Below are 22,668 nucleotides of genomic sequence, written 5' to 3' on the forward strand. Positions count from 1 at the left end.
TTACAGGCCTCACGTCACTCACGTGGCGAACCCCCGTTCCGTATAGGGGAAGCCCTCCAGTTCGTTGACGGGAACGGTGTCGTCGCGCCGGGAGGCGTAGTAGATGCGGACCTCGTCGATCAGGCCCGCGTCGTCGAAGCGGTAGACCTCCGCGCCGCGCAGCACCTTGCCCAGGCGCGGCTTGAAGGCGGTCCACTCGCAGACGGCGGTACGGCTGTGCTCGTCCGCGTAGACGGCGTCCACCACCCAGTGGGAGTCGTTGGCGCGCACATCGGCGCCCCAGCGCTCCACGACCGGGTCGATGCCCGCGATCGGGCCGGACATACCGGCGGCCAGATAGTGCACGACGTGTGCGGAGAGGCACTGGGCGAACAGGTCGCGGTCGACCTTGTTGCACGCCTCGAAGTACAGCCGCACCGCGGCTTCCATGGCGGCCCGGTCCAGCGCCCGGCCCTCGTCCCCCGTGGCGTCGGTGTCCATGTCGCTCGTCTCCTCGGTTCTCGGTGCGGCTCCGGATTCGTCTTCCGGTGCGGCTCTCGACGGTTCGCTCACACCTCGGCAGGCGCGAAGTGCAGGGGTGGCAGGGACGCCAGACGGCCCTGTGCGCGCACGAGCCTCGACTGGTCCTGGGTGAACGCGTAGCGGTCGCCCTCGGCGCCGCGGCGCAGTTGCGTGCGTACCAGTTCCCTGGCCGCCGCGCGGTACTCCTCGGGTGTGCCGACCGAGGCTTCCATGGCCTCTATCGTGTCCACCAGTTCCCGCAGTCCGTCCAGGACGCGGTCGTACGAGAGCGACAGCCGGCCGCCGTGGTCGGCGAGGGCGCGGCGTTCGCGCAGCCACGAGTAGAGGAACACCCCGGTGCCCGCGTCGAAGTTGCGGACCGCGCGGGCGTCGAGCGGATAGCGGAACATCCGCTCCAGAAGGATCATCGCGATCTGTTCGTCGGCGTACGGAACGGTGTCACCGTGGCAGGCGAGCACGGTCTTGGCGTCGACCTTCAGCTCTTCCAGCAGCCCGATGAACCAGTTCATCTTGAGTTTGATGTGCTGGTCGAGCGGCCACCGCCCCTGGTGGTGGAAGTAGTCGTGCAGATATCCCCAGAGGGAACGCGCCTGGTAACACGCCTCGGGGTCCATTCCGGTCGAGGCGTGCGGAACGGATTCCGGGGTGAGTACGGAACGCGCGGACGGCACCGAGTAGGTCTCGTGAATCCTGCGGAATTTACTGAAGAAGAAGATCGCGTATGCCTGTTCGGCCACCTTGTCGTGGGCCGCGACATTCTCCGGGAAGAAGACGATGCAGTTGCCCTTGACCAGCCCTTCGCTGCCCGCGAGCAGCACGGTGGCCTGGCAGTTGTTCTTGGGGTGCGGATAGCGTGCGGCCAGGTCGGACAGCGCGTCGGGCTCCTTGCGGCGGACCAGGAAGAACTCCAGCCTCTTGCCGACCGGCGGGACGCTGTTGGTGCTCTGCACGGGGGCGAGGAACGCCGCCCAGTCGCCGTCGGCCGGGGCGGTCAGGGCGTCGCGGCTGCGAGCGAAGTGCGGGGGCGTGCCGAGTCCGGCGGCCAGCCAGCCGTCGATGTCGGCGGCCAGCGCGTCGGCCTGCCCCGCCCTGCCATGGCCGGTGAACCAGCGGACGGCCTCGTCCTTGATGGCCAGGAGGCCCCGCCGGTCCTCGTCGCCCGGGTCGGGGACCGTGCCGTCGTCGCGCTGGCGGGCACGGAAGGCGTCGATCCTCGGCAGGAGCCCCTGGCCGAGCCGCTCCGCCTCGCCGAGCATCTCGTCGTGGAGACGGTGGGGGCCGGGCGTCCCGGTCACCGAGCGGCCTCCCGTACGTGGTGCACGGTGTAGACCATCGGCACCTCGCCGAAGCTGCGCAGCACCCGCAAGCCGTGGGCCTTCGCCGCGACGACGGTGGTGACACAGCCCTCGGCCTTGCCGTCGGCGCAGTCGATGGCGGCCTGTGCGTTGCTGGTCACCAACTGCCGTTCGCTCATCGGCGGTACGAGACCGGCCGGCGCCGGGTGGGTGGCCACGGTGCGCGGCTCGGCGTCCGTGCCCGGCGCGACGGCCAGCACCATCTCGTGGGTGGGCCACACGAAGGAGTCCACCATGCGGCAAACCTGTAAGTTACCGAAGACGAGGGTGTGCAAATCCGGGTACACGGCGCAGGCGACGAGGGCGTGTTCGCCGTTTCTGGGCACGGTCTCCATCGCGTATTCGAGGGTCGCGTGCAGGGTCACCCGCCCTTCGCTTTCCCGACCCTGCCGACGGAACCACTCATGGGCCGCGGCTTCCAGGTTGGTGCCGGTCGGGCCCAGAGTGTGCAGTTGCCGTATCTCGCCGATGGGCGAAGGCGATAACGAATTGACGCATACGTGCTCCCGCGTCACCATTCCCACTCCCCCACGTTTGCCCCGCGGTTCTGCTGTCGCCCTCGGGCGACACGCGGGCCGTGCGTCGGTGCTCGGTCCGCGTCGGTGATCCTAAGCGGCTCCGCCCCGCAGCGGCCACCGTGCCTGACCCGCACCGAATGATTTCCCACACTGTGGCCACTTCCACCCGTTCAACGTTCCGGAAATCCGGCGACAAATGCCGTCGGGGCGGGTGACATTCGTGCCCCTTTTCTCCACTACTCCGGTCGGCTGCCGTATGCATCGCGTCATTCCGTGGGCCGCTCGACGGCGCACACCGGCGCAACACACGCGCCCCGAGCGCCGTCAGCCCCCTTCCGGGCGGCCTGAACCCGCCGGGGCGCCCCGTCCCGCCCTCACCGTTCGGGCGCGTCCCGGACATCACCCGAAGGAGGGACCTCACGGCCGCCGGGCGCCGGGGTGACGCTCAGGACGATCTTCCCGGTGGTACGGCCGGTCTCGCCCGACTCATGTGCCTCGGCGGCCCGTTCGAGGGGGAACACGGCATCGACGATCACCCGCAGACGGCCGTCGTCGACCAGCGCGCCGATCTCGCGCAGCCCCTGCTGGTCGGGCTCGACGAGCATGAACACCGCACGCACTCCGGCCGCTTCGGCCCGCGCGGCCGGGAAGGTGTCGTCGAGCGGCAGGATCGAGACCAGGGTGCCTCCGGGGCGCAGGGTGCGCAGCGAGCGCGACCAGTTGGCTCCGCCGATGCCGTCGAGGACCACATCGACGTCGTGGACGGTCGCGGCGACGTCCTGGGTGCGGTAGTCGACGACCTCGTCGGCGCCGAGCGTGCGCAGCAGTTCGTGCTTGGCGGCGCTGGCGGTGGCGATGACGTACGCGCCGCGGGCCTTGGCGATCTGGACGGCGAGGTGCCCGACGCCACCGGCCGCGGCGTGGATGAGAACGCGCTGTCCCGGCTGGACGCGCGCGGTGTCGACCAGAGCCTGCCAGGCGGTGAGGGCGGCCAGCGGCAGCGCGGCGGCCCGGATGTGGTCGAGGCCGCGCGGGCGCGGGGCGAAGTGGCGGGCCGGTGCGGTGACGTACTCGGCGTACGCGCCCGCCGGGTACGGGAAGCGGGGCATGCCGAACACCTCGTCACCGGGCCCGAAGAGCGTCACGCCCGCGCCGACCGCCGCCACGACCCCGGCCACGTCGAAGCCGAGGGTGAAGGGAGGCGTCGCTCCGGTGGCGAACATGCCGCGCTCGCGGGTCTTCCAGTCGGCGGGATTCACACCCGCCGCGTGCACCCGGACCAGGATCTCGCCCCGGCCCGGTTCCGGTCGGGCCGTCTCGACGACCTTCAGGACGTCGGGGCCTCCGGCCCGGTCCTGGGACACGGCACGCATGGTCGGGGTGGGGGTGGTGGGACGGCTCATGGAGTTCCTCATCCGTTTCGGGGCGGTGCGTGGGTGCCGGGGCCCCGGCACGGCTCAAGGCTGTCCGCTCCGCCGGGCCCCTGGTGCTGGCGTGATGGACACGTCCTGAAAGGATCTGGCCATGCACTCCGTTGGCGTCCTGGCCCTGGACGGCGTCGTCCCCTTCGAACTGGGCATCCCCGCCCGTATCTTCCACGCCGCCCGCGACAGCGAGGGCGATCCGCTCTATACGGTCACCACGTGCAGCCTCGACGGCGGCCCCGTCCGCGCGGAGGCCGACTACGACCTCGCCGTCTCCCACGACGCCTCGCTGCTGGCCGCCGTGGACACCGTGGTGATCCCGCCCTCCCACCGGCTGGGTCCGATCCGGGAGGAGGGCCGTCTGCCCGGCCCGCTGCGGGATGCCCTGGCGGCCGTGCGGCCGGGCACGCGCGTCGTGGCGATCTGCACCGGCACGTATGTACTGGCCGCGGCGGGCCTCCTGGAGGGCCGCCGGGCCACCACCCACTGGCGGGAGGCCGACCGGCTGCAGCGGATGTTCACCAGCACCCGCGTCGACCCCGATGTGCTGTACGTCGACGACGGTGACGTCCTCACCTCCGCCGGAGTCGCCGCGGGCATCGACCTGTGTCTGCACATCGTGCGCCGCGACCACGGCAGCCGCGTCGCCAACGAGGTCGCCCGCTCCTGTGTGGTGCCGCCCTGGCGCGACGGCGGCCAGGCCCAGTACATCCAGCGCCCCGTCCCCGACCCCTCCACCGGAAGCACCGCGGCCACCCGGGCCTGGGCGGTCGAGCGCCTGGCCGAGCCGCTCACCCTGTCCGGCCTCGCCGCCCACGCCGGGATGAGCGTGCGCACCTTCACCCGCCGCTTCCGCGACGAGGCCGGCACCACGCCGGGCCAGTGGCTCGCCCCGCAGCGCGGACCTCGCCCGCCACTACCTGGAGACCACCGACTGGCCCGTCGACGTCGTCGCGCACCGGGCCGGATTCGGCACCGGCGCCTCTCTGCGACAGCACCTGCACAGCGCCATCGGCGTCAGCCCCCAGGCCTACCGCCGTACCTTCCGGCCGCACCGCACGGCCTGACCCGCGTCGGCCGGTCAGACCGCCGTCACGTTCGCGGTGAACGCGGCGAGGTTCGTCACGGTCCGCTGGATCTTCTCCTCCAGAGTGATCGTCTCGTGCAGCCGTGCGCCGGCGCCGGCCTCCTTCTTGCCTCGTACGTACAGTGAGCACGCGAGGTCGCTGCACAGGTAGACGCCCACCGAGTTCCCCTGCTGCCCGGCCTTGCCCGCCTTCGGCGCGACCATCAGGGAGACTCCGCCGTCGTGGGTCGTCAGGCATATCGAGCACATGCTGCGGCGGCCCTGTCCGGAGGTGTGGCCGGGGCTGCGCAGCACGAGTCCCTTGAGGGTGCCCTCCAGCTCGGCGACCAGATAGGCCCGGCCGGGGGCCTGGGGATCTCGCCAGCCGAAGTAGTCCAGGTCGTCCCAGGGATGTTCGGCCAGGTCACGCGGCACGGACAGACGCTTCGCCTCACCCTTGCTGCAGTTCACGAAGGCGGCACGGATCTCTTTTTCGGTCAGCTGCTTCATAAGGGTGAGGCTAGTTTGCCTAAAAGTGTTAGGCAAATGCATAATCAGTTCAGTCGAGCGAGAGGGAGACCATGGGGCGCGTAGGGCTGAGTACGGAACGCCTGACCCGGGCCGGGGCGGAGCTCGCCGACGAGGTCGGCTTCGAGCAGGTGACCGTCTCGGCACTCGCCCGGCAGTTCGACGTCAAGGTCGCCAGCCTCTACTCGCACGTCAAGAACTCCCAGGACCTCAAGACCCGCATCGCCCTGCTGGCCCTGGAGGAGCTCGCCGACCGGGGCGCCGCCGCGCTGGCCGGACGGGCGGGCAAGGACGCGCTGGCCGCCCTGGCCAACGTCTACCGCGACTACGCACGCGAACACCCCGGCCGCTACACCGCCGCCCAGTTCAGGCTCAGCCCGGAGGCGGCGGCCGCCGGCGCGGGCGGCAGGCACGCCCTGATGACCCGGGCCATCCTGCGCGGCTACGACCTGAGCGAACCCGACCAGACACACGCCGTCCGACTGCTCGGCAGCGTCTTCCACGGCTACATCACGCTCGAACTCGGCGGGGGCTTCAGCCACAGCGCCCCCGACACACAGGAGACGTGGACGCGGATCCTGGACGCCATGGACGCGCTGCTGCGGAACTGGCCGGCGCAGTGACCCCACCCCCGCACCGCACCTCGCAAGACCACGCATCCGAAGACCGAGTAGGGGCCATGGACACCCAGGACGACTGGATCACCACACCTGTCACCGCCGACCTCCTGCGCGGCGCCCTCGACGTGGAGCGCACCCAGCACGGCGTACTGCCGCACCGGCTGCCCGCCCGGGCCCGCGCCCAGAACACGGACGCCCAACTGGCCATGGCCGAGTCCCAGCCCTCCGGCATACGGCTGGTCCTCCGCACGTCCGCCACGGCCATCGAGCTGGACACCCTGCCCACCAAGCGGGTCTACGTGGGCGCGCCGCCCCGGCCGGACGGCGTGTACGACCTGGTCGTCGACGGCGTCCTGGCGGGGCAGGCCGGCGCGGCGGGCGGCAACACCCTGACGATCGACATGGCCACCGGATCCGTGCGGCAGCGGCCCGGACAGCCCGTCACCCTCCGCTTCACCGGCCTGCCCGCCACCCCCAAGGACGTCGAGATCTGGCTGCCGCACAACGAGACCACCGAGCTCGTCGCTCTGCGCACCGACGCGCCCCTGGCCCCCGCGCCGGACCGGGGCCGCAAGGTGTGGCTGCACCACGGCAGTTCGATCAGCCACGGCTCCGACGCCGCCAGTCCCTCGACCACCTGGCCCGCCCTGGCCGCCTCCCTCGGCGGTGTCGAGCTCATCAACGTGGGCCTGGGCGGCAGCGCCCTGCTCGACCCGTTCACCGCCCGCGCCCTGCGGGACACCCCGGCCGACTTGATCAGCGTCAAGCTCGGCCTCAATGTGGTCAACACCGACCTGATGCGCCTGCGCGCCTTCACCCCGGCCGTCCACGGCTTCCTGGACACCATCCGTGAAGGCCACCCCGACGCACCCCTGCTGGTCGTCTCGCCCCTCCTGTGCCCCATCCACGAGGACACACCGGGTCCCAGCGCCATGGACGTCAGCGCGCTCAGCACCGGGCGCCTGCGGTTCACGGCCATGGGCGACCCGGCCGAACGGGCGGGCGGAAAGCTGACGTTGGGCGTCATCAGGGACGAGCTGGCCCGGATCGTGGAGCAGCGTGCGCCCGAGGACCCGCACCTGTACTACCTCGACGGCCGCGCGCTCTACGGCGAGGCCGACGCCGTCCGCCTGCCGCTGCCCGACCGGCTCCACCCGGACGCGGCCACCCACCGCCACATCGGGGAACGCTTCGCCGGGCTGGCCTTCGCCGCCGACGGGGCGTTCGGGCACGGCGCACACGCCTCGGACCACGCCTCGCTCGTCTGAGACCAGGGCCTGCGCCGGGCCGCACGACACGTGGCCCCGGCGTCCGGCGGAGAGAGCCCCTGACGACTGCTCAGGGGCCCGGCAGCCTGAGAGCCGGTCTTTGCACACACCTCGTTCCGGGGCGTGTGCGGGCGCCCGCCACCGTCAGCGGTGGCGGGCGCCCTTCCGTACACGCGTCACATCAGATGCGGGTGTCCTCGACGGTGGGGATCCAGCGACCGCCGTCCGGGTCCGGGGTGGCGTTCCCGTTCCCGGTGATCGAGCTGCGCGGCGCGGGGGTGGCCTTGGCCGGTGCCTTGCCGCAGAACGCGGGCTCCAGCGTGTTGGTCAGACCGCTGGTCACCGTGCCGTTGTTGGAGGCGTTCGCGAACAGGACGACCGTGCGCTTCCCGTCCTTGGTGGAGAACGTCTGCGTCTGGTAGCCCTGGACGATGCCGCCGTGGCCGAGCACCTTGCCGCAGGAGAGCGCGATCTCCCTGATTCCCAGGCCGTAGCTGATCTTCGCCGTGGGCGTGGGGAGCACGCTGGTCATCTGCTTCAGCGACTCGTCGGAGACCAGCCCGCCGGAGGTCCCGGCCAGCAGTGTGGTCATGAACCGGTCGAGGTCGCGGGCGGAGGAGACGACGCCTCCCGCGGCCCAGACCCAGGACGCGGTCTGCTCGGTCGAGTCCAGCAGCGGCTTGGTGCGGTCGTCGTTGGTCAGATAGCCGGTGATGTGCGGGCCCGTGATGGTCTTCTCGGGCACGGTGAAGGTCGTCTGACGCAGCTTCAGCGGCTCGAAGATCTGCTCGCGCAGCAGCTCGGCGTAGGGGCGCCCGGTGAGGTGCTCGGCTGCCAGACCCATCAGCACGAAGTCGGTGTTCGAATACGAGTACGCCGTCCCCGGGGTGTACTGCAGACCGTGCTTCACCGACATCGCCACGAGGTCCTTGGGCTCGTAGACGTTGTTGCGGATGCGCTTCTCGAAGGCCGCGGTGGTCTCCTCGCCGCTCTGCTCCAAGAGGTCGTTGGTGTGGTCGTACACACCGGCGCGGTGCTCCATGACCTGGCGTGCGGTGATCGCCCAGCTCTCGGGGAGCGTCCCGGCGGGCAGATACTCGCGCAGCGGCTTGTCCAGGTCGATGCGCCCCTGTTCGGCGAGGCGCATCACCAGGACCGAGGTGAACATCTTGGAGTTGCTGCCCACACGGAAGCGCCGGCCCGCGTTCATGGGCGTCCCATCCAGGTTCGCCTTGCCCAGGGTCACCGTCCGGCCGCGCTCGGAGTCGCCGTGGTCGCGGATCACCGCGAACGCGCCCGGCGCCCCCGCGTCCACCACGCGCTGCAGAGCGGCGCGCACCCCCGCCACATCCGGCTCGGCCGCGTCCGGCGCGGCGGAGGCGCCCACGGCGCTCCCGGCCATGAGCGCGGCGGTGGCCGCGAGTGTGGTCACCGAACGCGCGATCGTGATTCCAGCCATATGAGAAGTACCCCTGTTCCCCGGCGACTTGGTCAGTGCCCCGGCCTGCGCAGCACTCGTACGCCCAAGATCGTATATGTCGGGATGGCACCGGGCCGACTCGTTGGAGGAATCAGCCCCACCCGATGCGATCTCTCGGGGGTTTCCCACCGGAAGCTTGCCGACGCACCGGCCGTAGGCGACGATCGAGCGCCAGGTGTTCGCCCAGGGGAGGGACAGTCGTGTCCGAGGTCAAAGCCGAGCTCAACCAGTTGATGTGCACCTTCCTCGGCGCCTTCACCAACCTCGGTGGCACCCGGCCCGGCGTCGAGGTGATCCGCGAGTTGTTCATCCCGCAGGGGATGATCATCAGCAACGTCGCGGGCAAGCTCGTGGTCTACGACCTCGACACCTTCATCGAGCCCCGGGAGAAGATGCTCACCGACGGGACGCTGACGGAGTTCTCCGAGTGGGAGGTGGCCGAGCGGACCGAGATATTCGGCTCGATCGCGCACCGGTTCAGCGAGTACCGCAAGTCCGGGTGCCTCAAGGGTGAGCGGTTCGAGGGCTCCGGCCGCAAGACCACCCAGTTCGTCCGCACCGCCGACGGCTGGCGGATGAGCTCGATGGCCTGGGACGACGTGTAGGACACGCGACCGGCCGATCGTGGTGGCGATGGTCCTTTGCGGTGGTCTTCACCTGCGATACCGCCGGGTCACCCCCGGCGGCGGCAGGAGGTGTGTGAGCCTGGCCGCCGAGGGGGGATCAACCCACTGACGAGGAGCTGGTTGTTCCGGTGTTCCGTCTCTCCCTGGCCCGTCCCGGCGCGAGATCCCTCAGACCCCTGCTGACCGCGGCCGTGCTGAGCGCGGCCGCGCTCCCCATGACGGCGATGGCCCCGCCCGGCGGGCAACTGCGCCCCGAGGCCACCCTCGCCGCCCAACCGCTGCCCGGCGGGCTCGGCCCGTGTGTGCCGGGCCACTGTCCCCCCGACGGCTATCCGCCCGTCCACAACGGCCCCGTCCGCTACCGCGACAACGGCATCAACGTATACGTCGGCGGTGACTTCCACGTACGGGAGAAGGCCGCCGAGGCCGAGGGCCGGGTCGTCGTGCTCGGCACCTTCGACCAGCGCAAGGCCGCGGGCGTCAGCGGCGTCTACAACGTCGGCGAGGCCGGGGTCGGCTCACGGGTCGCGCCGCCCGTCGGCGCGGACTGGCTGACCACCGGCGGCAACGTCACCGTCGCGACCGGGCAGCGGCTGCTCGCCGAGCAGGGCGTCGTACGCCACGCGGGCTCCGCCACCGGGACCATCCAGTCCCAGCGCACCATCCACGACCCGGACGCGGCCAAGCCGTACACCGCGCTGCGCGGACAGCTCACCGACGCCAGCACGTGTTACGCGCACCCGGGAGGCGTCACCCGTACCCCCACCGGGACGGCCGTCCACTCGGGCGGGGAGACGCTGTTCACCGGTGACGGCACCTCCATGCTCCAGGTGTTCACCGTCGACTTCGACATGCAGAGCGCGAGCGGCGGCCAGGAGGGCATCCGCTTCGCCCGCATCCCGGCCGGGGCGACCGTGCTGGTCAACGTGCTCGGGACCAACCGGACCCTCAACACCTACAGCGGCACGATCGACGACTCCAGCCCGTTCAACCACCTGCGCGGCCGGCTGCTGTGGAACTTCCCCGACGCGACCGCCGTCGGCTTCAAGGGCACTGGCCAGTTCCAGGGCAGTGTGCTGATCGGCAACCAGTCGTCCCTGGCGACGGTGAGTCTGCCCGGCATCAACGGGCGTTTCTTCACGACCGGTTCACTCACGCACACCAGCCCGCCGTCGGGCGGCGGTGGCCAGGAGTTCCACAACTACCCCTTCGACGGCAACCTGCCCGACTGCGGCACCGCGCCCACCGAGGGCGAGGTGCGGGTCCTCAAGACGGACGAGGCCACCGGCAGACCGCTGGCGGGGGCCGTCTTCGAGCTGTGGGAGGAGACCAACGGGACCACCGGGCTGCAGACGACGGGCACCACGCCGGACACCCGCCGGGGCGGCACGTGTACGACCGGCGGGTCCGGCGCCTGTACGCGGACCGTGCCGCCGGGCACGTACTACTGGCTGGAGACCAGGGCCCCGCAGGGCTACGACCTGCCCTCCCCCGCGCACTTCGGGCCCCTCGTCCTCACCCGGGCGAACGCCTCACAGGGTGTCTCGGTGACGGCGGCCAACCACCGGCACGTCGTGCCGACGGGGTCTCTCACCGTCGACAAGAGGGACGCCGAGACCGGCAGGCCACTGGCGGGGGCGGTGTTCCGGCTGTGGCACGAGACCAACGGGGTGCCCGGGCTGCAGACGGCGGGCGCCGGACCCGACACCCCGGTGGGTCCCGGCTGTGCGACCGGGACCTCGGGCCGGTGCCACTTCGCGGACCTGCCCCTCGGCTCGTACTACGTCCAGGAGACGGCCGTGCCCGAGGGGTATGTCCTGCCGGAGAACCGGGTCAGCGGCCCGCACGAGGTGACCGCCGCCAACGCGGCCCAGGGCGTCACCGTCAGGCTGGCCAACCACCGCGGGGAGCCCGACAAGGGCGGCAAGGGCGGGAAGGGCGGACCTCGCTGACGCCTGAGACCCGATGACCGGGTGATCGGCCGGACCCCGGCCCGGACACCTCCCGCAGCGGCCGCGCTGCCGTACGCCCTACGGCAGCGCGGCCGCTCCGGTGAAGACCTGGTGTGGCACATGCGTACGATCTCGGTCGGTGGGGCCGGATCACGCCCCGCAGAAGGGGAATCCATGGCCATGACCGACATAAACGGCATCAACCTGTCCGGGGTGACGGGCAAGCTCATCCAGACCGTCGCGCTGACGAAGAATCCCGCTCCGCAGGCGATCGCCACCGACGCGGTGAACGGGCACGTCTTCGTGCTCCAGATGGAGAGCGCCGCCAAGACGCCGCTCGGGAACATGTATCTCAACCGCATCGACCGGAACACCGGCCGGCTGACGGGCAGCATGTACCTCACGGGCTTCGGGCACGGGATCTCGATGGGGGCCGAGCCGGTCGGGACGGACACCTACCTGTGGACCGAGGTCGGTCCCGTCTCCCCCAACGACGGTGTCAGCAACGCCTTCGGCCAGGCCGTCACCCGCTTCCGCTTCGAGGACGGGGCCACCCTCGACCAGGCCGGCGTGCCCGACGCGAAGAAGTTCTGCCCTCCGGGCGGACGGAACACCGGCCCGTCGGTGGACCTCGCCAACAACACCCTGACCATCGTCTACTTCAAGGGAAGTGTGCGCTGCTTCACCCGCTACGACCTGGCCAGGGCGGCGCAGGGCGAGTGGGTGGAGGTGGGCAGCACCTTCGAGCTGCCGGCGGGCGCGGAGTCCGGACTCACCTTCCAGGGCTACACCGCCCTCAACGGCGTCCTGTACGTATACCAGTGGAAGAAGGACCCGGTCACGACCTACCCGGGCACCTCGTACATCACCTCGTACTCCCTGGACTCGAAGACCAAGCTCGACTCGCAGGTGGTCACCGGCGCCGACGGTCTGGAGCGGCGCGAGCCCGAGGGCCTGGCCGTCGAGGTCGACCCCAAGACGGGTGAGACCCGGCTCCTGTTCGGCTTCAGCGACACCGTCCCCGGAACCACCGGGCGGCGCAACGTCACCATCGGCTGGTACCCGACGCAGCCGGCGGTCGACGGCGTGAAGGTGCTCTCCGACTGGGAGAACCTCACTCTCGCCGCCGGGGTCACCGCGGGCGCCGAGGCGCCGCGCGGGCGACTGGTCGCCCTCGCCGACACCACGTATCTCCAACTGCGCGGCACGCTCACCTGCCACCTCACCGCCGACACCCAGATCGCGACGCTGCCGCAGCGGCTCATGCCCACCCGCACCGTGCGGCAGAACACCCCGCGCAACATGTACTACGGGGTGGGTGTGTGCCGGGTGGAAGCGAACAAGCTCGGCGAGCTGTGGGCCTTCGGCGCCACCGCCGACAACGCCATCTCGTGGATCGACCTCGACTGCGTGTCGACCGCCTGGCGATGACGGCGCCGCACCCCTCACGCCCTTCCCGCCTCTCGCGATCCGGAGGATCGACCATGCCCTCGCGCACCACCAGCCGCCGCTCCCTGCTCGCCACGGCCCTCGCGGTCCCCACCGCGGCCGTCGGTGTGCCGCTGCTCGCCGCCACGCCCGCCGCCGCCGCTCCGACCGGGGTCCAGGTCCTCGTCGACTGGACGGCCATCACGCTGGCCGCGGGCGTCTCCGCGAGCGCGGACACACCCGCGCAGGCCCGAGTGGTGAGCATCGCGGGCACCGAGTTCCTCCAGCTGCGCGGCGTGATCACCTGCAACTTCTCGGCCGACGCGCAGCTGGGCACCCTCCCGGCGACCATCCGTCCGCCGAAGACGACCCGCGGCGTCTGCCCGCGCAACAACCACCTCGGCGTCAACGCCACCCGTATCGAGGCCGACACGGCGGGCCGCGTGATGGTCTACGGTCCGCAGGCCTCGGACACGGTCACCTGGATCCAGCTCGACAACTTCTCGTCGGTACAGCGCTGACACGAACGGGGTGGGGCGGCGGCCGCCCCACCCCGCCGAACGCGCACCGGGTTGTTCAGACGCCCCGGTCGTCCAGCATGCGCAGCCCGTCGACGGCGGCCGGCGAGAGCATCGCCTCCCGCAGCTCCGACAGCGCGAGCCAGCTCACCGCGTCGGTGGAGCCGTCGACCTCGACGACCTCCGGCGCGCCCCGCCCGGGATCGGCGCCGGCCAGCTCGACCGCGTAGAACAGCCCGGTCAGATGCCAGTCCACGCCGCCCCGGCTGACGGCGTACGTCCGCGCGTCGACCAGCCGTGCGGCGGCGAGCTCGCGGCCGGTCTCCTCGCGGAGTTCGCGCGCCAGGGCCTCCACGGGCTGCTCGCCCGGGTCGATCCCGCCGCCCGGCAGATGCCACAGCCCCGGGGCGAAGACCGGGGACGCCTGCGACAGCCGGGCCAGCAGCATCCGCTGCTCCTCCCGCACGAGCGCGTACGCGGAGACACGCAGTCGCACCTCAGCCATGATTCCCCCTCAGACGTACGGACTCAGACGTACGGATCGACACCTCGGGAACTCTAACCACCAGCCCACGGTGGTCGGGAGACAGACCGCGGGGGGGGTGCTCTCAGCTCTCGCCCAGCACCGCCCGGATCACATGCCGGGCGTTGCCCGCCATCGCCGGGTTGGTCTTCCGGTAGTGAGGCAGCGCGATCACCGCCTGCGAGAGCGTCCTTCCCCGGCCGCGGATCCACGTCGCGTCGTCCACGCCGAGCGCGTCGCGGAAGACCTCCCGGGCGTCGGCGGGCAGCAGGTTCCAGGCGGGGAAGAGGTCGCAGGCCGGATCGCCGACTCCCATACAGCCGAAGTCGATCACCGAACTCAGTCGGCCGCCGTCCACGAGCAGATTGCCCGGCATCAGATCGGCGTGCAGCCACACCGGCGGCCCGCCCCAGACGGGGGCCCGCAGCGCTTCCTCCCAGGCGGCGAGCGCGGCGTCGCAGTCGACCCCTTCCTCCGGGATCCCGCGCAGCTCCTCGATGGCGGCCCGGGTCGACCTGTCCAGCGAGGCAACCGGCCCGCCGCGGTAGGCCGACGGGGCGTCCGCCAGGGTGAGGCCGCGCATCTCGCCCACGAACGCGGCCAGATCCCCGGCCAGCAGCCGGGGTTCGCTCAGCGCCCCGGCCTCGGGGTTCTCCCCCGCCAGCCACCGGTACACCGACCACTCCCACGGAAACCCCTCGGCCGGCTCCCCGGCCCCGAGCACCTCGGGGACGGGCGTGGGCAGCAGCGACGCGAGGCGGGGCAGCCACTCCCGCTCCAGCGACAGGTCCTCGGCCCCGCCGCGCACCAGCGGCAGCCGTACGACCATGTCCCCGCCCAGCCGGTACATCGCGTTGACCGTCCCGCCGGAGGCGAACCGCGCCACCGGCAGCCCCGCCCACTGCGGGAACTGCCCGGCGACCAGCCGCCGGACGAGCGCGTCGTCAGTGGGGTGCGAGCCGGGGTGCAGGTCGGGATGCAGTTCGGAGTGGGTCGGCGCTGTGCTCATGGGCCACCATCCGATCGCCGGACGGCGATCGGCGTCAAACCCTTTTCCCCGACGCCTCCCTCACGCCGGGATGAGCGAGCGCAGGTCCGTCGTCCCCGGGCGCACCCCGACGCGCTGTTCGAGCTGCTCCCGCACCCGGGGCCACTCCTCGTCGAGGATCGAGTAGAAGGCCGTACCGCGCACCATGCCGTCCAGACCTCGGGAGTGAGCGCGGTGTACGCCGTCGAGGGCCGCGCCGAGCCGTTCGATCGCGGCGCGGGAGCGCAGGTTGCGGGCGTCGGCGCGCAGGGACACCCGCCGCACCCCCCAGGTCTCGAAGGCGTGCCGCAGCATCAGCAGCTTGGCCTCGGTGTTGATGCCGGTGCCCTGGGCGCACGCGGAGAGCCAGGTGCCGCCGATCTCCGCCGCGTCGGGGATCGCGGTGGCCACCGGGCCGAGCGGACCGCGCGGGACCGGCGGCCAGGGCACCGGGCCCTGCCAGTAGTCCAGCTCGCAGAAGCGCGTCGACCCCACGACGCGACCGTCCGCGACCCGCACCGTGACGAACGGCAGCGCCCGCCCCGCAGCCCGGGCGGCCAGCGCGTCGGCGACATACCGCTCCGCCGCCTCCACCCCGCAGGGCACGGGCGTGAAGGCATAACTGCTGCGGTCCTCGGCGGCGGCCCGGGCCAGCGCCTCGACGTGGTGTTCGGCGAGCGGCTCCAACCGGAGGGTGCGGCCGCGGAGGGTGACGGGTTCGGGCACGGGCCTCCTTGCGTCCTTGAGCGGGTGCGAGTCGTGATGCGAGGGGCGCCGACAGGGAGGCGCCCGGTCCGGGCTCAGCCCTTCGCCGTGAATCGGCCGGGCGCGAACGGGGCGATGTCCAGCGGGAGTTCGCCGCCCGTCACGCACGCCGCCACGATCAGCCCGGTGACCGGGGCCAGTCCGACCCCCGCCCCTTCGTGGCCGCAGGCGTGCAGGAGACCGGGTACCCGGGGGTCGGGACCGATCGCGGGCAGATGGTCGGGCAGATAGGGGCGGAAGCCCGCGTACGTACGCAGTGCCCGCACTCCGCCCAGGACCGGGAAGAGGGCCACGGCCTGGGCGGCGAGACGCCGCAGCGCCTCGGTGGACAGACCGCGGTCGAAGCCCACCCGCTCCCGGCTGGCGCCGATCAGGACCGGACCGGCGGCGGTGCCCTCGACCACCCCCGAGGTCTGGAGCGCCGCGGAGTCGCTGGCGACATCGGCGACATAGTCCGCCGCGTACACCTTGTGCCGCACCACCCGGGGCAGCGGCTCGGTGACCAGGACGAAGCCCCGGCGCGGCAGGACGGGCAGCTCCGCCCCCGCGAACCCGGCGACCTGGCCGCCCCAGGTGCCCGCCGCGTTCACCACATACGGGGCGTGGATCCGTGTGCCGTTCGCGGTGCGCACTCCTTTCACCTCGCCGCCCTCCCCGGTGAGCAGGGCCGTGACTTCTTCGCCGAGGCGCAGACGGACGCGGTCGCCGCCCGCGCGCAGCAGATGGGCCGCGGCGAGGGCGGGCATGACCTGGGCGTCCTGCGGATAGTGGTAGCCGCCCGCCAGGCCCGGGGCCAGATGGGGTTCCAGGTCGTTCAGGCGGTCCGCCGGAACCTCCTCCACCCGTACACCGGCGCTCCGCTGCCCGCTCGCGAAGCCGCGCAGCGCCGCCATTCCGTCCTCGCCGGAGGCGACGACCAGGCCGCCCTTGGGTTCGTACTCGATCTGCGGCGGCAGCAGTCGGGCCAGCTCGCGCCACAGCTCGGCGGAGGCGAGGGCGAGGGAGAGTTCGGGGCCGGGCTCCTTGTCGGAGACGAGGAGGTTGCCCTCACCGGCACCGGTGGTGCCGCCCGCGACGGGGCCGCGGTCGACGACGGTGACGGTGAGGCCGGCTCGTGCGGTGTAGTAGGCGCAGGCGGCGCCGACCACGCCCGCACCGATGACGATGACGTCCGAGGATGTTCTCGTGGGCACAGCAGTAATATTTCACATTGCACTGCCGGAGCCAAGAGGTGCCGCCCGACCTCTCGTTGGGACACGAGTAGGTAAAGGAGCGGCCGATGGGTTGTCAGTACAATTTCACATTACTATGTTACAGGTCACATTCCAGCCGCTCTGGCTGTCTGACTGCTCTCGCGCTCTCGGAGTGACCACTGATGAACAAGCGCACCCTCACCGCCCTCGCCACCGCCCTGACGGCGTCCCTCGCCCTCGGGGCGACCGGCTGCTCGAAGACCAAGCACGCGGCCCCGGACCCCGGCGGCAAGAACCCGGCGACCGCCAACGCGGGCACCGTCGTGGGCGGCACACCCCAGAAGGGCGGCACCCTGACCGTCCTGTCCAACCAGGACTTCACCCACCTCGACCCCGCCCGCAACTGGGTCATGAACGACATGGACTTCGGGACCCGGATGCTCTACCGCACCCTGGTCACCTACAAGGCGGCCCCCGGCACCGGCGGCGGTGAGCTGGTGCCCGACCTGGCCACCGATCTGGGCACCTCCTCCAACGGCGCGAAGACCTGGACCTTCCACCTCAAGCCGGGGGTCAAGTACGAGGACGGCAGCCCCGTCACCGCCCAGGACGTCAAGTACAACGTGGAGCGGTCCTTCTCGCCCGACCTGCCCGGCGGCGCCGACTACGCGGCCCGCTACCTCGCCGGCGCCGACGGCTACCAGGGCCCGGCCCAGGGCAAGCACCTGGACTCCGTCAGGACGCCGGACGACCACACGATCGTCTTCGAACTGCGCAAGCCCTTCGCGGAGTTCCCCAACGCCACCGTGATGCCGACCTTCGCACCGGTCCCCCGGGCCAAGGACAAGGGGCCCCAGTACGACAACCGGCCGTTCTCCTCGGGGCCGTACAAGATCGAGTCGTACGAGCGGGGCAAGAAGCTGGTGCTTGTGCGCAACACGAACTGGGACGCCGCCACCGACCAGGTGCGCAAGGCCTACCCGGACAGACTCGTCATGGTCATGGGGCTCAAGGCCAACCAGATCGACGACCGGCTCATCGCCTCCCAGGGCGCGGACGCCTCCGCAGTCTCCTGGGGCGCCCTGCGCCCGGAGAGCGCGGCCAAGGTGCTGCCCAGCGCCGAGGTGCGCAAGCGGCTGATCGCCGAGTCCACCAACTGCACGGACATGGTCCAGATGCACACCGGGCACGCCCCGTTCGACGATGTGAAGGTCCGTCAGGCCGTGCAGTACGCCCTCGACAAGGACGCCGTCCTCACCGCGTCCGGCGGCCCCGCCTTCAACGACCCCTCCACCGCGTACATGCCCGCCTCCCTCTTCGGCGGCAAGCAGCCGGACACCGCGAAGGTGCCCGTGGCCGGCGACGTGGACAAGGCGAAGCAGCTCCTGAAGGAGGCGGGCAAAGCGGGCGGGTTCAGCACCAAGATGACCGTCTCCACCGGCGACAAGGGACGCGGCGAGGCGATCCAGCAGGCGCTCGCCAAGGCCGGGATCAAGGTCACCATCGAGACCGTCGACCCGTCCGCGTTCTACGCGACGATCGGTGACACCAAGAACCGGACCGACATGGTCTACACGGGCTGGTGTCCCGACTACCCGTCGGGGTCCACCTTCCTCCCGTTCGTCTTCGACGGCCGCTACATCAAGGAGAAGGGCAACTCCGGCAACCACTCGCTCTTCCGCGACGACGCGACGATGAAGAAGATGGACGAGATCGCCGCCCTGACGGACGCCAAGCAGGCCAACACCGCCTGGCAGCAGCTGGACGGCGAGATCCTCGCCAAGGCCCCGGCCGTGCCGGTCCTGGTGCGCCGCTGGCCGCTGGTCCTGGGCACCAACATCGCGGGCGCCTACGGCCAGACCTCCTTCGGCGGTCAGCTCGACTACGCCGGCATCGGTCTCAAGGACCCCTCGAAGAGCCAGGGCTGAGGGTCCCCCGGATCATGACCACCACCCTCGTCACCACGGCCGCACCGGCGGGCCAAGGCCCCTGGCAGCTGGCCCGCGCGGAACTGCGCCGCCGTACCTCCGTCAAGATCTCCCTCGCCGTCGTGGCGCTCTTCGTCGTCATGGCGGCCGCCGCCCCCCTGCTGAGCAGGCTCGGCGGCTGGTCACCCGAGGAGTTCGACAAGACCGCCGTCGACCCCTACCTGGGCGGCCAGCCGCAGGGGACCCTCGGCGGGATCTCCGCCGACCACTGGCTGGGCGTGGAGCCCGTCTCCGGGCGCGACCTGTTCGCCCGCGTCGTGCACGGTGCCCAGGTCTCCCTGCTGATCGCCTTCATCGCGACCGCGATCGTCGTGGTCGCGGGAACCGCCGCCGGGATCGCGGCCGGCTACTTCGGCGGCCGCACCGACGCGGTCCTCAGCAGGCTCATGGACCTGACCATGTCCTTCCCCTCCCTCATCTTCATGATCGCGATGATGTCGGTGGCCAAGGACGTCAACCGGATCGCCCTGATGACCGCGGTGATCGGCCTGTTCGGCTGGCCCGGCATCGCCCGGGTCGTGCGCGGCCAGACGCTCTCGCTCAAGCACCGCGAGTACGTCGACGCGGCCCGGGTCAACGGCTCCGGCCCCTGGCGGATCCTCACCCGCGACATCCTGCCGGGCGTCGCGGGGCCCGTCATCGCGTACACCACCCTGATCATCCCCGGCATGATCGCCACCGAGGCGGCCCTGAGCTATCTCGGCGTCGGCGTCCGCCCGCCGACGCCCTCCTGGGGCCAGATGATCGCCGAGAGCGTCGCCTTCTACGACACGGACCCCATGTACTTCGTCATCCCGAGCAGCTGCCTCTTCCTCACGGTGCTCGCCTTCACCCTGCTCGGCGACGCGCTGCGCGACATCCTCGACCCGAGGGGAAGCCGCTCATGATCCTCTACCTCGGCCGCCGGCTGCTCGGGGTGACCGGCGTCCTGATCGCGATCGCCGCCGTCACCTTCACCATCTTCTACGTCCTGCCCTCCGATCCGGCCGCCGCCGCGTGCGGCAAGTCGTGCAGCGTCGAACGCCTGGCGGCGATCCGCACCCATATGGGCCTCGACCAGCCGCTGTGGAAGCAGTTCTGGGACTTCTCCTCCGGGATCTTCACCGGCCGCACCATGGGCAGCGGCCAGTACGCGCTGCACTGCGACTTCCCGTGCCTGGGCTACTCGTACGAGAACAGCGAGTCCGTGTGGGAGCTGCTGATGGACCGGCTTCCCGTCTCCGCCTCGCTGGCGCTCGGCGCGGCGGTCCTGTGGCTGGTGCTCGGGCTGTCCGCCGGGGTCACCGCGGCGCTGCGCAAGGACACCCTCACCGACAAGGTCCTGATGGTCGGCGCGGTCGCCGCCGCCTCGCTGCCCGTCTACTTCACCTCCATGATGCTGATCTACGGCCTGATCAGAACGGCGGGGCTGCTGCCCTATCCGCAGTACGTGCCGTTCGGCTCGGACCCGCTGCACTGGGCGTCCAACCTGCTCCTTCCCTGGCTGGCGCTCGCGGTGCTGTACGCGGCCATGTACGCCCGCCAGAGCCGCAGTTCGATGATCGAGACCATGGCGGAGCCGTATATCCGCACCGCCCGCGCCAAGGGTCTGCCCCGCCGCACGGTCGTCGTCAAGCACGGGCTGCGGGCGGGCATGACACCGATCCTGACCATCTTCGGGATGGACCTGGGCGGTCTGCTCGCGGGTGCGGTGATCACCGAGTCCATCTTCGGGCTGCCGGGGATCGGACGGCTCTTCTACGGCGCCCTGTCCAGCGGGGACCAGCCCGTCATCCTCGGCGTGACCCTGCTCGCCGCCGCCTTCATCGTCGTCGCCAACCTGGCCGTCGACCTGCTCTACGCCGTCGTCGACCCGCGAGTGAGGTACTGATGGACGCGCCCCGCCCCACCGCGCCCGCACCCTCACCGCAGGCCACACCCCTGCGGGAGGCGCGCGAGCCCCTGCTGTCCGTACGGGATCTCAGCGTCACGTTCCCGACGCCCCGCGGTCCCGTACGGGCCGTCGACTCCCTCGACTTCGACGTCCACCGGGGCCGCACCCTCGGCATCGTGGGCGAGTCCGGCTCCGGGAAGTCCGTCACCTCCATGGCCGTCCTCGGCCTGCACACCGGCGCCCGGGTCAGCGGCTCCATCGCGCTCGACGGGCAGGAGCTGGTGGGCCTGACGGAACGTGAGCTGAACCGGCTGCGCGGCCGCCGGATGGCGATGATCTTCCAGGACCCGCTCTCCAGCCTCCACCCCTACTACACGGTCGGCGAGCAGATAGCCGAACACCACCGCGTCCACTTCCGCTCCGGCCGCGCGGTGGCCCGCCGGCGTGCGGTGGAGATGCTGGCCGAGGTCGGCATCCCGGAGCCCAAGCGCCGGGCGGGCGAGTACCCGCACCAGTTCTCCGGCGGTATGCGCCAGCGCGTGATGATCGCCATGGCGCTGGCCTGCGAGCCCGAGCTGCTGATCGCGGACGAGCCGACCACCGCGCTCGACGTCACCGTGCAGGCCCAGATCCTGGACCTCATCACCCGCCTCCAGCAGGAACGGGGACTCGCCGTCGTCATGATCACCCACGATCTGGGGGTGGTGGCGCGCGTCGCCCACGAGGTCCTGGTGATGTACGGCGGCCGGGCCGTCGAACACGCGCCGGTGGACACCCTGTTCGCGGCCCCGGCCCACCCCTACACCCGGGGCCTGCTCGACTCGCTGCCCCGGCTCGACGACCCCGACGACGCGCCGCTGCGGGCCATCCCCGGCAGTCCGCCGTCCCTGCTCACCCCGGCTCCCGGCTGCGCGTTCGCGCCCCGCTGTGCCCGGGCCGCCTCGGCCGCCGCGAGTGAGCGGCTGCGCTGCGAGACCGAATTGCCCCTGTTGTCCGGGCCCGCCGGCCACGCGTCCGCCTGCCACCTCCCCACGTACGAAGGCGCTCCTTCATGACCACAGCGACCCAACCCCTGCTGTCCGTACGGGACATGACGAAGGTCTACCCGGCCCGGCGGCGCGGCTCGGCTCCCGTAAGGGCGGTCGACGGCGTCAGCTTCGACGTGGCGCCCGGCGAGACGCTCGGCCTGGTCGGCGAGTCCGGTTGCGGCAAGTCCACCACCGGCCGCACGATCGTGCGCCTGCTCGAACCCTCCAGCGGCTCGATCGCCTACGACGGCCACGACATCTCCCATCTCTCGCAGCGCGACCTCAAGCCGCTGCGCCGCGAGATCCAGATGGTCTTCCAGGACCCGCACTCCTCCCTCAACCCGCGCCAGACCGTCGCGCGCATCATCTCCGACCCCCTTCTGGTGCAGGGGAGTTCGGCGGCGGACGCGCGTCGGCGGGCCGCCGAGCTGATGGAGCTGGTGGGGCTCATCCCCGAGCAGATCGACCGCTTCCCGCACGAGTTCTCCGGCGGCCAGGCCCAGCGCATCGGTATCGCCCGCGCCCTGGCCACCGGGCCGCGCCTGGTCATCGCGGACGAGCCCGTCTCGGCCCTCGACGTCTCCGTCCAGGCCCAGATCGTCAACCTGATGGAGCGTCTGCAGCGCGAACTCGGGCTCGCCTACCTCTTCATCGCGCACGACCTGTCGGTGGTGAAGCGGGTCTGCGACCGGGTCGCCGTCATGTATCTGGGCCGGATCGTCGAGATCGGCGCGAAGGAGCGGGTGTACACGGCCCCGGCCCACCCCTACACGCGGGCGCTGCTCTCCGCCGTCCCGGTGCCCGACCCGGCGGCCGAGCGGGCCCGCGAGCGCATCACGCTCCTGGGCGACCCGCCCAGCCCGGCCGCGCCCCCGCCCCCCCGGGGGCGTCTTCGTCGAGCCCGCCTCGGCGGCCGGCATCGCGGGCCTGCTCGCCGAGCACCGCGCGGGCCGCCTCGACGCCGGG

20 protein-coding genes and 2 pseudogenes are annotated in these 22,668 nt (G+C 71.5%); 12 read left to right on the forward strand and 10 right to left on the reverse strand.

What is annotated here, in order from left to right; genetic code table 11:
• Positions 1-18: 18 nt before the first annotated feature.
• The 4 genes from A8W25_RS00075 to A8W25_RS00090 all read right to left on the reverse strand — a co-directional run bounded on the left by A8W25_RS00075 (position 19) and on the right by A8W25_RS00090 (position 3,798).
• Positions 19-480: a nuclear transport factor 2 family protein gene (locus A8W25_RS00075; protein ID WP_079125699.1), complete on the reverse strand. Its 462-nt coding sequence runs from the start codon at positions 478-480 to the stop codon at positions 19-21.
• A 68-nt stretch (positions 481-548) separates the two neighbouring features.
• Positions 549-1,817, reverse strand: coding sequence for a DUF6421 family protein (locus tag A8W25_RS00080; protein WP_067153746.1), 1,269 nt, complete (start codon positions 1,815-1,817; stop codon positions 549-551).
• The gene (locus tag A8W25_RS00085) at positions 1,814-2,242 is read right to left on the reverse strand and encodes a bacilysin biosynthesis protein BacA (RefSeq protein WP_234386027.1); all 429 of its coding nucleotides are present in this window, start codon (positions 2,240-2,242) and stop codon (positions 1,814-1,816) included. Before A8W25_RS00085 ends, A8W25_RS00080 begins: the two co-directional genes overlap by 4 nt.
• A 527-nt stretch (positions 2,243-2,769) precedes the next feature.
• Positions 2,770-3,798: an NADP-dependent oxidoreductase gene (locus A8W25_RS00090; protein WP_067153749.1), complete on the reverse strand. Its 1,029-nt coding sequence runs from the start codon at positions 3,796-3,798 to the stop codon at positions 2,770-2,772.
• A gap of 121 nt (positions 3,799-3,919) precedes the next feature.
• Between A8W25_RS00090 and A8W25_RS31745 the strand changes: the two are divergent.
• Positions 3,920-4,886 (forward strand): annotated as a pseudogene (locus tag A8W25_RS31745) (GlxA family transcriptional regulator).
• A gap of 14 nt (positions 4,887-4,900) precedes the next feature.
• Here A8W25_RS31745 and A8W25_RS00095 read toward each other — a convergent pair.
• Positions 4,901-5,395 carry an FBP domain-containing protein gene (locus A8W25_RS00095; protein WP_067153752.1) on the reverse strand — a complete coding sequence of 165 codons (495 nt, stop codon included), beginning with the start codon at positions 5,393-5,395 and terminating at the stop codon, positions 4,901-4,903.
• A gap of 71 nt (positions 5,396-5,466) precedes the next feature.
• Here A8W25_RS00095 and A8W25_RS00100 point away from each other — a divergent pair, with 71 nt between their 5' ends.
• Positions 5,467-6,036 (forward strand): TetR/AcrR family transcriptional regulator, encoded by a 570-nt coding sequence (locus tag A8W25_RS00100; RefSeq protein WP_067153755.1) that lies wholly within the window; start codon positions 5,467-5,469, stop codon positions 6,034-6,036.
• A gap of 56 nt (positions 6,037-6,092) precedes the next feature.
• Positions 6,093-7,301 carry a GDSL-type esterase/lipase family protein gene (locus tag A8W25_RS00105; protein ID WP_067153759.1) on the forward strand — a complete coding sequence of 403 codons (1,209 nt, stop codon included), beginning with the start codon at positions 6,093-6,095 and terminating at the stop codon, positions 7,299-7,301.
• Between the two features lie 181 nt (positions 7,302-7,482).
• Here the strand turns inward: A8W25_RS00105 and A8W25_RS00110 are convergent, their stop codons facing one another.
• Complete coding sequence (locus A8W25_RS00110) at positions 7,483-8,760, reverse strand: serine hydrolase domain-containing protein (protein ID WP_067153762.1); 1,278 nt, start codon at positions 8,758-8,760, stop codon at positions 7,483-7,485.
• A gap of 221 nt (positions 8,761-8,981) precedes the next feature.
• On the opposite strand from A8W25_RS00110, the gene A8W25_RS00115 reads away from it, so the two are divergent.
• The 4 genes from A8W25_RS00115 (at position 8,982) to A8W25_RS33170 (ending at position 13,308) form a co-directional block, all read left to right on the forward strand.
• Positions 8,982-9,386: a DUF4440 domain-containing protein gene (locus tag A8W25_RS00115; protein WP_107470572.1), complete on the forward strand. Its 405-nt coding sequence runs from the start codon at positions 8,982-8,984 to the stop codon at positions 9,384-9,386.
• 149 nt (positions 9,387-9,535) lie between these two features.
• A complete protein-coding gene (locus A8W25_RS00120; protein ID WP_067153765.1) occupies positions 9,536-11,359 on the forward strand; it encodes a choice-of-anchor A family protein in 1,824 nt (607 codons plus the stop codon).
• A 180-nt stretch (positions 11,360-11,539) separates the two neighbouring features.
• Positions 11,540-12,790, forward strand: coding sequence for a hypothetical protein (locus tag A8W25_RS00125; protein ID WP_234386029.1), 1,251 nt, complete (start codon positions 11,540-11,542; stop codon positions 12,788-12,790).
• Positions 12,791-12,843: 53 nt separating this feature from the next.
• The gene (locus A8W25_RS33170; RefSeq protein ID WP_067153771.1) at positions 12,844-13,308 is read left to right on the forward strand and encodes a hypothetical protein; all 465 of its coding nucleotides are present in this window, start codon (positions 12,844-12,846) and stop codon (positions 13,306-13,308) included.
• A gap of 55 nt (positions 13,309-13,363) precedes the next feature.
• Here A8W25_RS33170 and A8W25_RS00135 read toward each other — a convergent pair whose 3' ends face one another.
• The 4 genes from A8W25_RS00135 to A8W25_RS00150 all read right to left on the reverse strand — a co-directional run bounded on the left by A8W25_RS00135 (position 13,364) and on the right by A8W25_RS00150 (position 16,813).
• Positions 13,364-13,810 carry an NUDIX hydrolase gene (locus A8W25_RS00135; RefSeq protein ID WP_067153775.1) on the reverse strand — a complete coding sequence of 149 codons (447 nt, stop codon included), beginning with the start codon at positions 13,808-13,810 and terminating at the stop codon, positions 13,364-13,366.
• A 103-nt stretch (positions 13,811-13,913) separates the two neighbouring features.
• Positions 13,914-14,837: an aminoglycoside phosphotransferase family protein gene (locus tag A8W25_RS00140; RefSeq protein ID WP_107470574.1), complete on the reverse strand. Its 924-nt coding sequence runs from the start codon at positions 14,835-14,837 to the stop codon at positions 13,914-13,916.
• Positions 14,838-14,897: 60 nt separating this feature from the next.
• Positions 14,898-15,581 (reverse strand): GNAT family N-acetyltransferase, encoded by a 684-nt coding sequence (locus tag A8W25_RS00145; RefSeq protein ID WP_067153778.1) that lies wholly within the window; start codon positions 15,579-15,581, stop codon positions 14,898-14,900.
• A gap of 74 nt (positions 15,582-15,655) precedes the next feature.
• Positions 15,656-16,813 (reverse strand): NAD(P)/FAD-dependent oxidoreductase, encoded by a 1,158-nt coding sequence (locus tag A8W25_RS00150; protein WP_067153781.1) that lies wholly within the window; start codon positions 16,811-16,813, stop codon positions 15,656-15,658.
• Between the two features lie 182 nt (positions 16,814-16,995).
• Between A8W25_RS00150 and A8W25_RS00155 the strand changes: the two genes are divergently transcribed.
• From A8W25_RS00155 to A8W25_RS31755, 5 genes and pseudogenes are all read left to right on the forward strand, one after another.
• Positions 16,996-18,741 (forward strand): ABC transporter substrate-binding protein, encoded by a 1,746-nt coding sequence (locus A8W25_RS00155; protein WP_067153785.1) that lies wholly within the window; start codon positions 16,996-16,998, stop codon positions 18,739-18,741.
• Positions 18,742-18,755: 14 nt separating this feature from the next.
• Positions 18,756-19,688, forward strand: coding sequence for an ABC transporter permease (locus A8W25_RS00160; protein ID WP_067153787.1), 933 nt, complete (start codon positions 18,756-18,758; stop codon positions 19,686-19,688).
• Positions 19,685-20,671, forward strand: a complete 987-nt coding sequence (locus A8W25_RS00165; protein WP_067153789.1) for an ABC transporter permease — start codon at positions 19,685-19,687, stop codon at positions 20,669-20,671. The genes A8W25_RS00160 and A8W25_RS00165 overlap by 4 nt, the downstream gene beginning before the upstream one ends.
• Complete coding sequence (locus A8W25_RS00170) at positions 20,671-21,729, forward strand: ABC transporter ATP-binding protein (protein WP_079125702.1); 1,059 nt, start codon at positions 20,671-20,673, stop codon at positions 21,727-21,729. Before A8W25_RS00165 ends, A8W25_RS00170 begins: the two co-directional genes overlap by 1 nt.
• Positions 21,726-22,580: pseudogene (locus tag A8W25_RS31755) on the forward strand (ABC transporter ATP-binding protein); the annotation flags it as partial. The gene A8W25_RS00170 and the pseudogene A8W25_RS31755, both read left to right, overlap by 4 nt.
• Between the last annotated feature and the right edge of the window lie 88 nt (positions 22,581-22,668).

The organism is Streptomyces sp. ERV7 (assembly GCF_001653515.1).
In the GTDB taxonomy this organism is placed as follows: domain Bacteria; phylum Actinomycetota; class Actinomycetes; order Streptomycetales; family Streptomycetaceae; genus Streptomyces.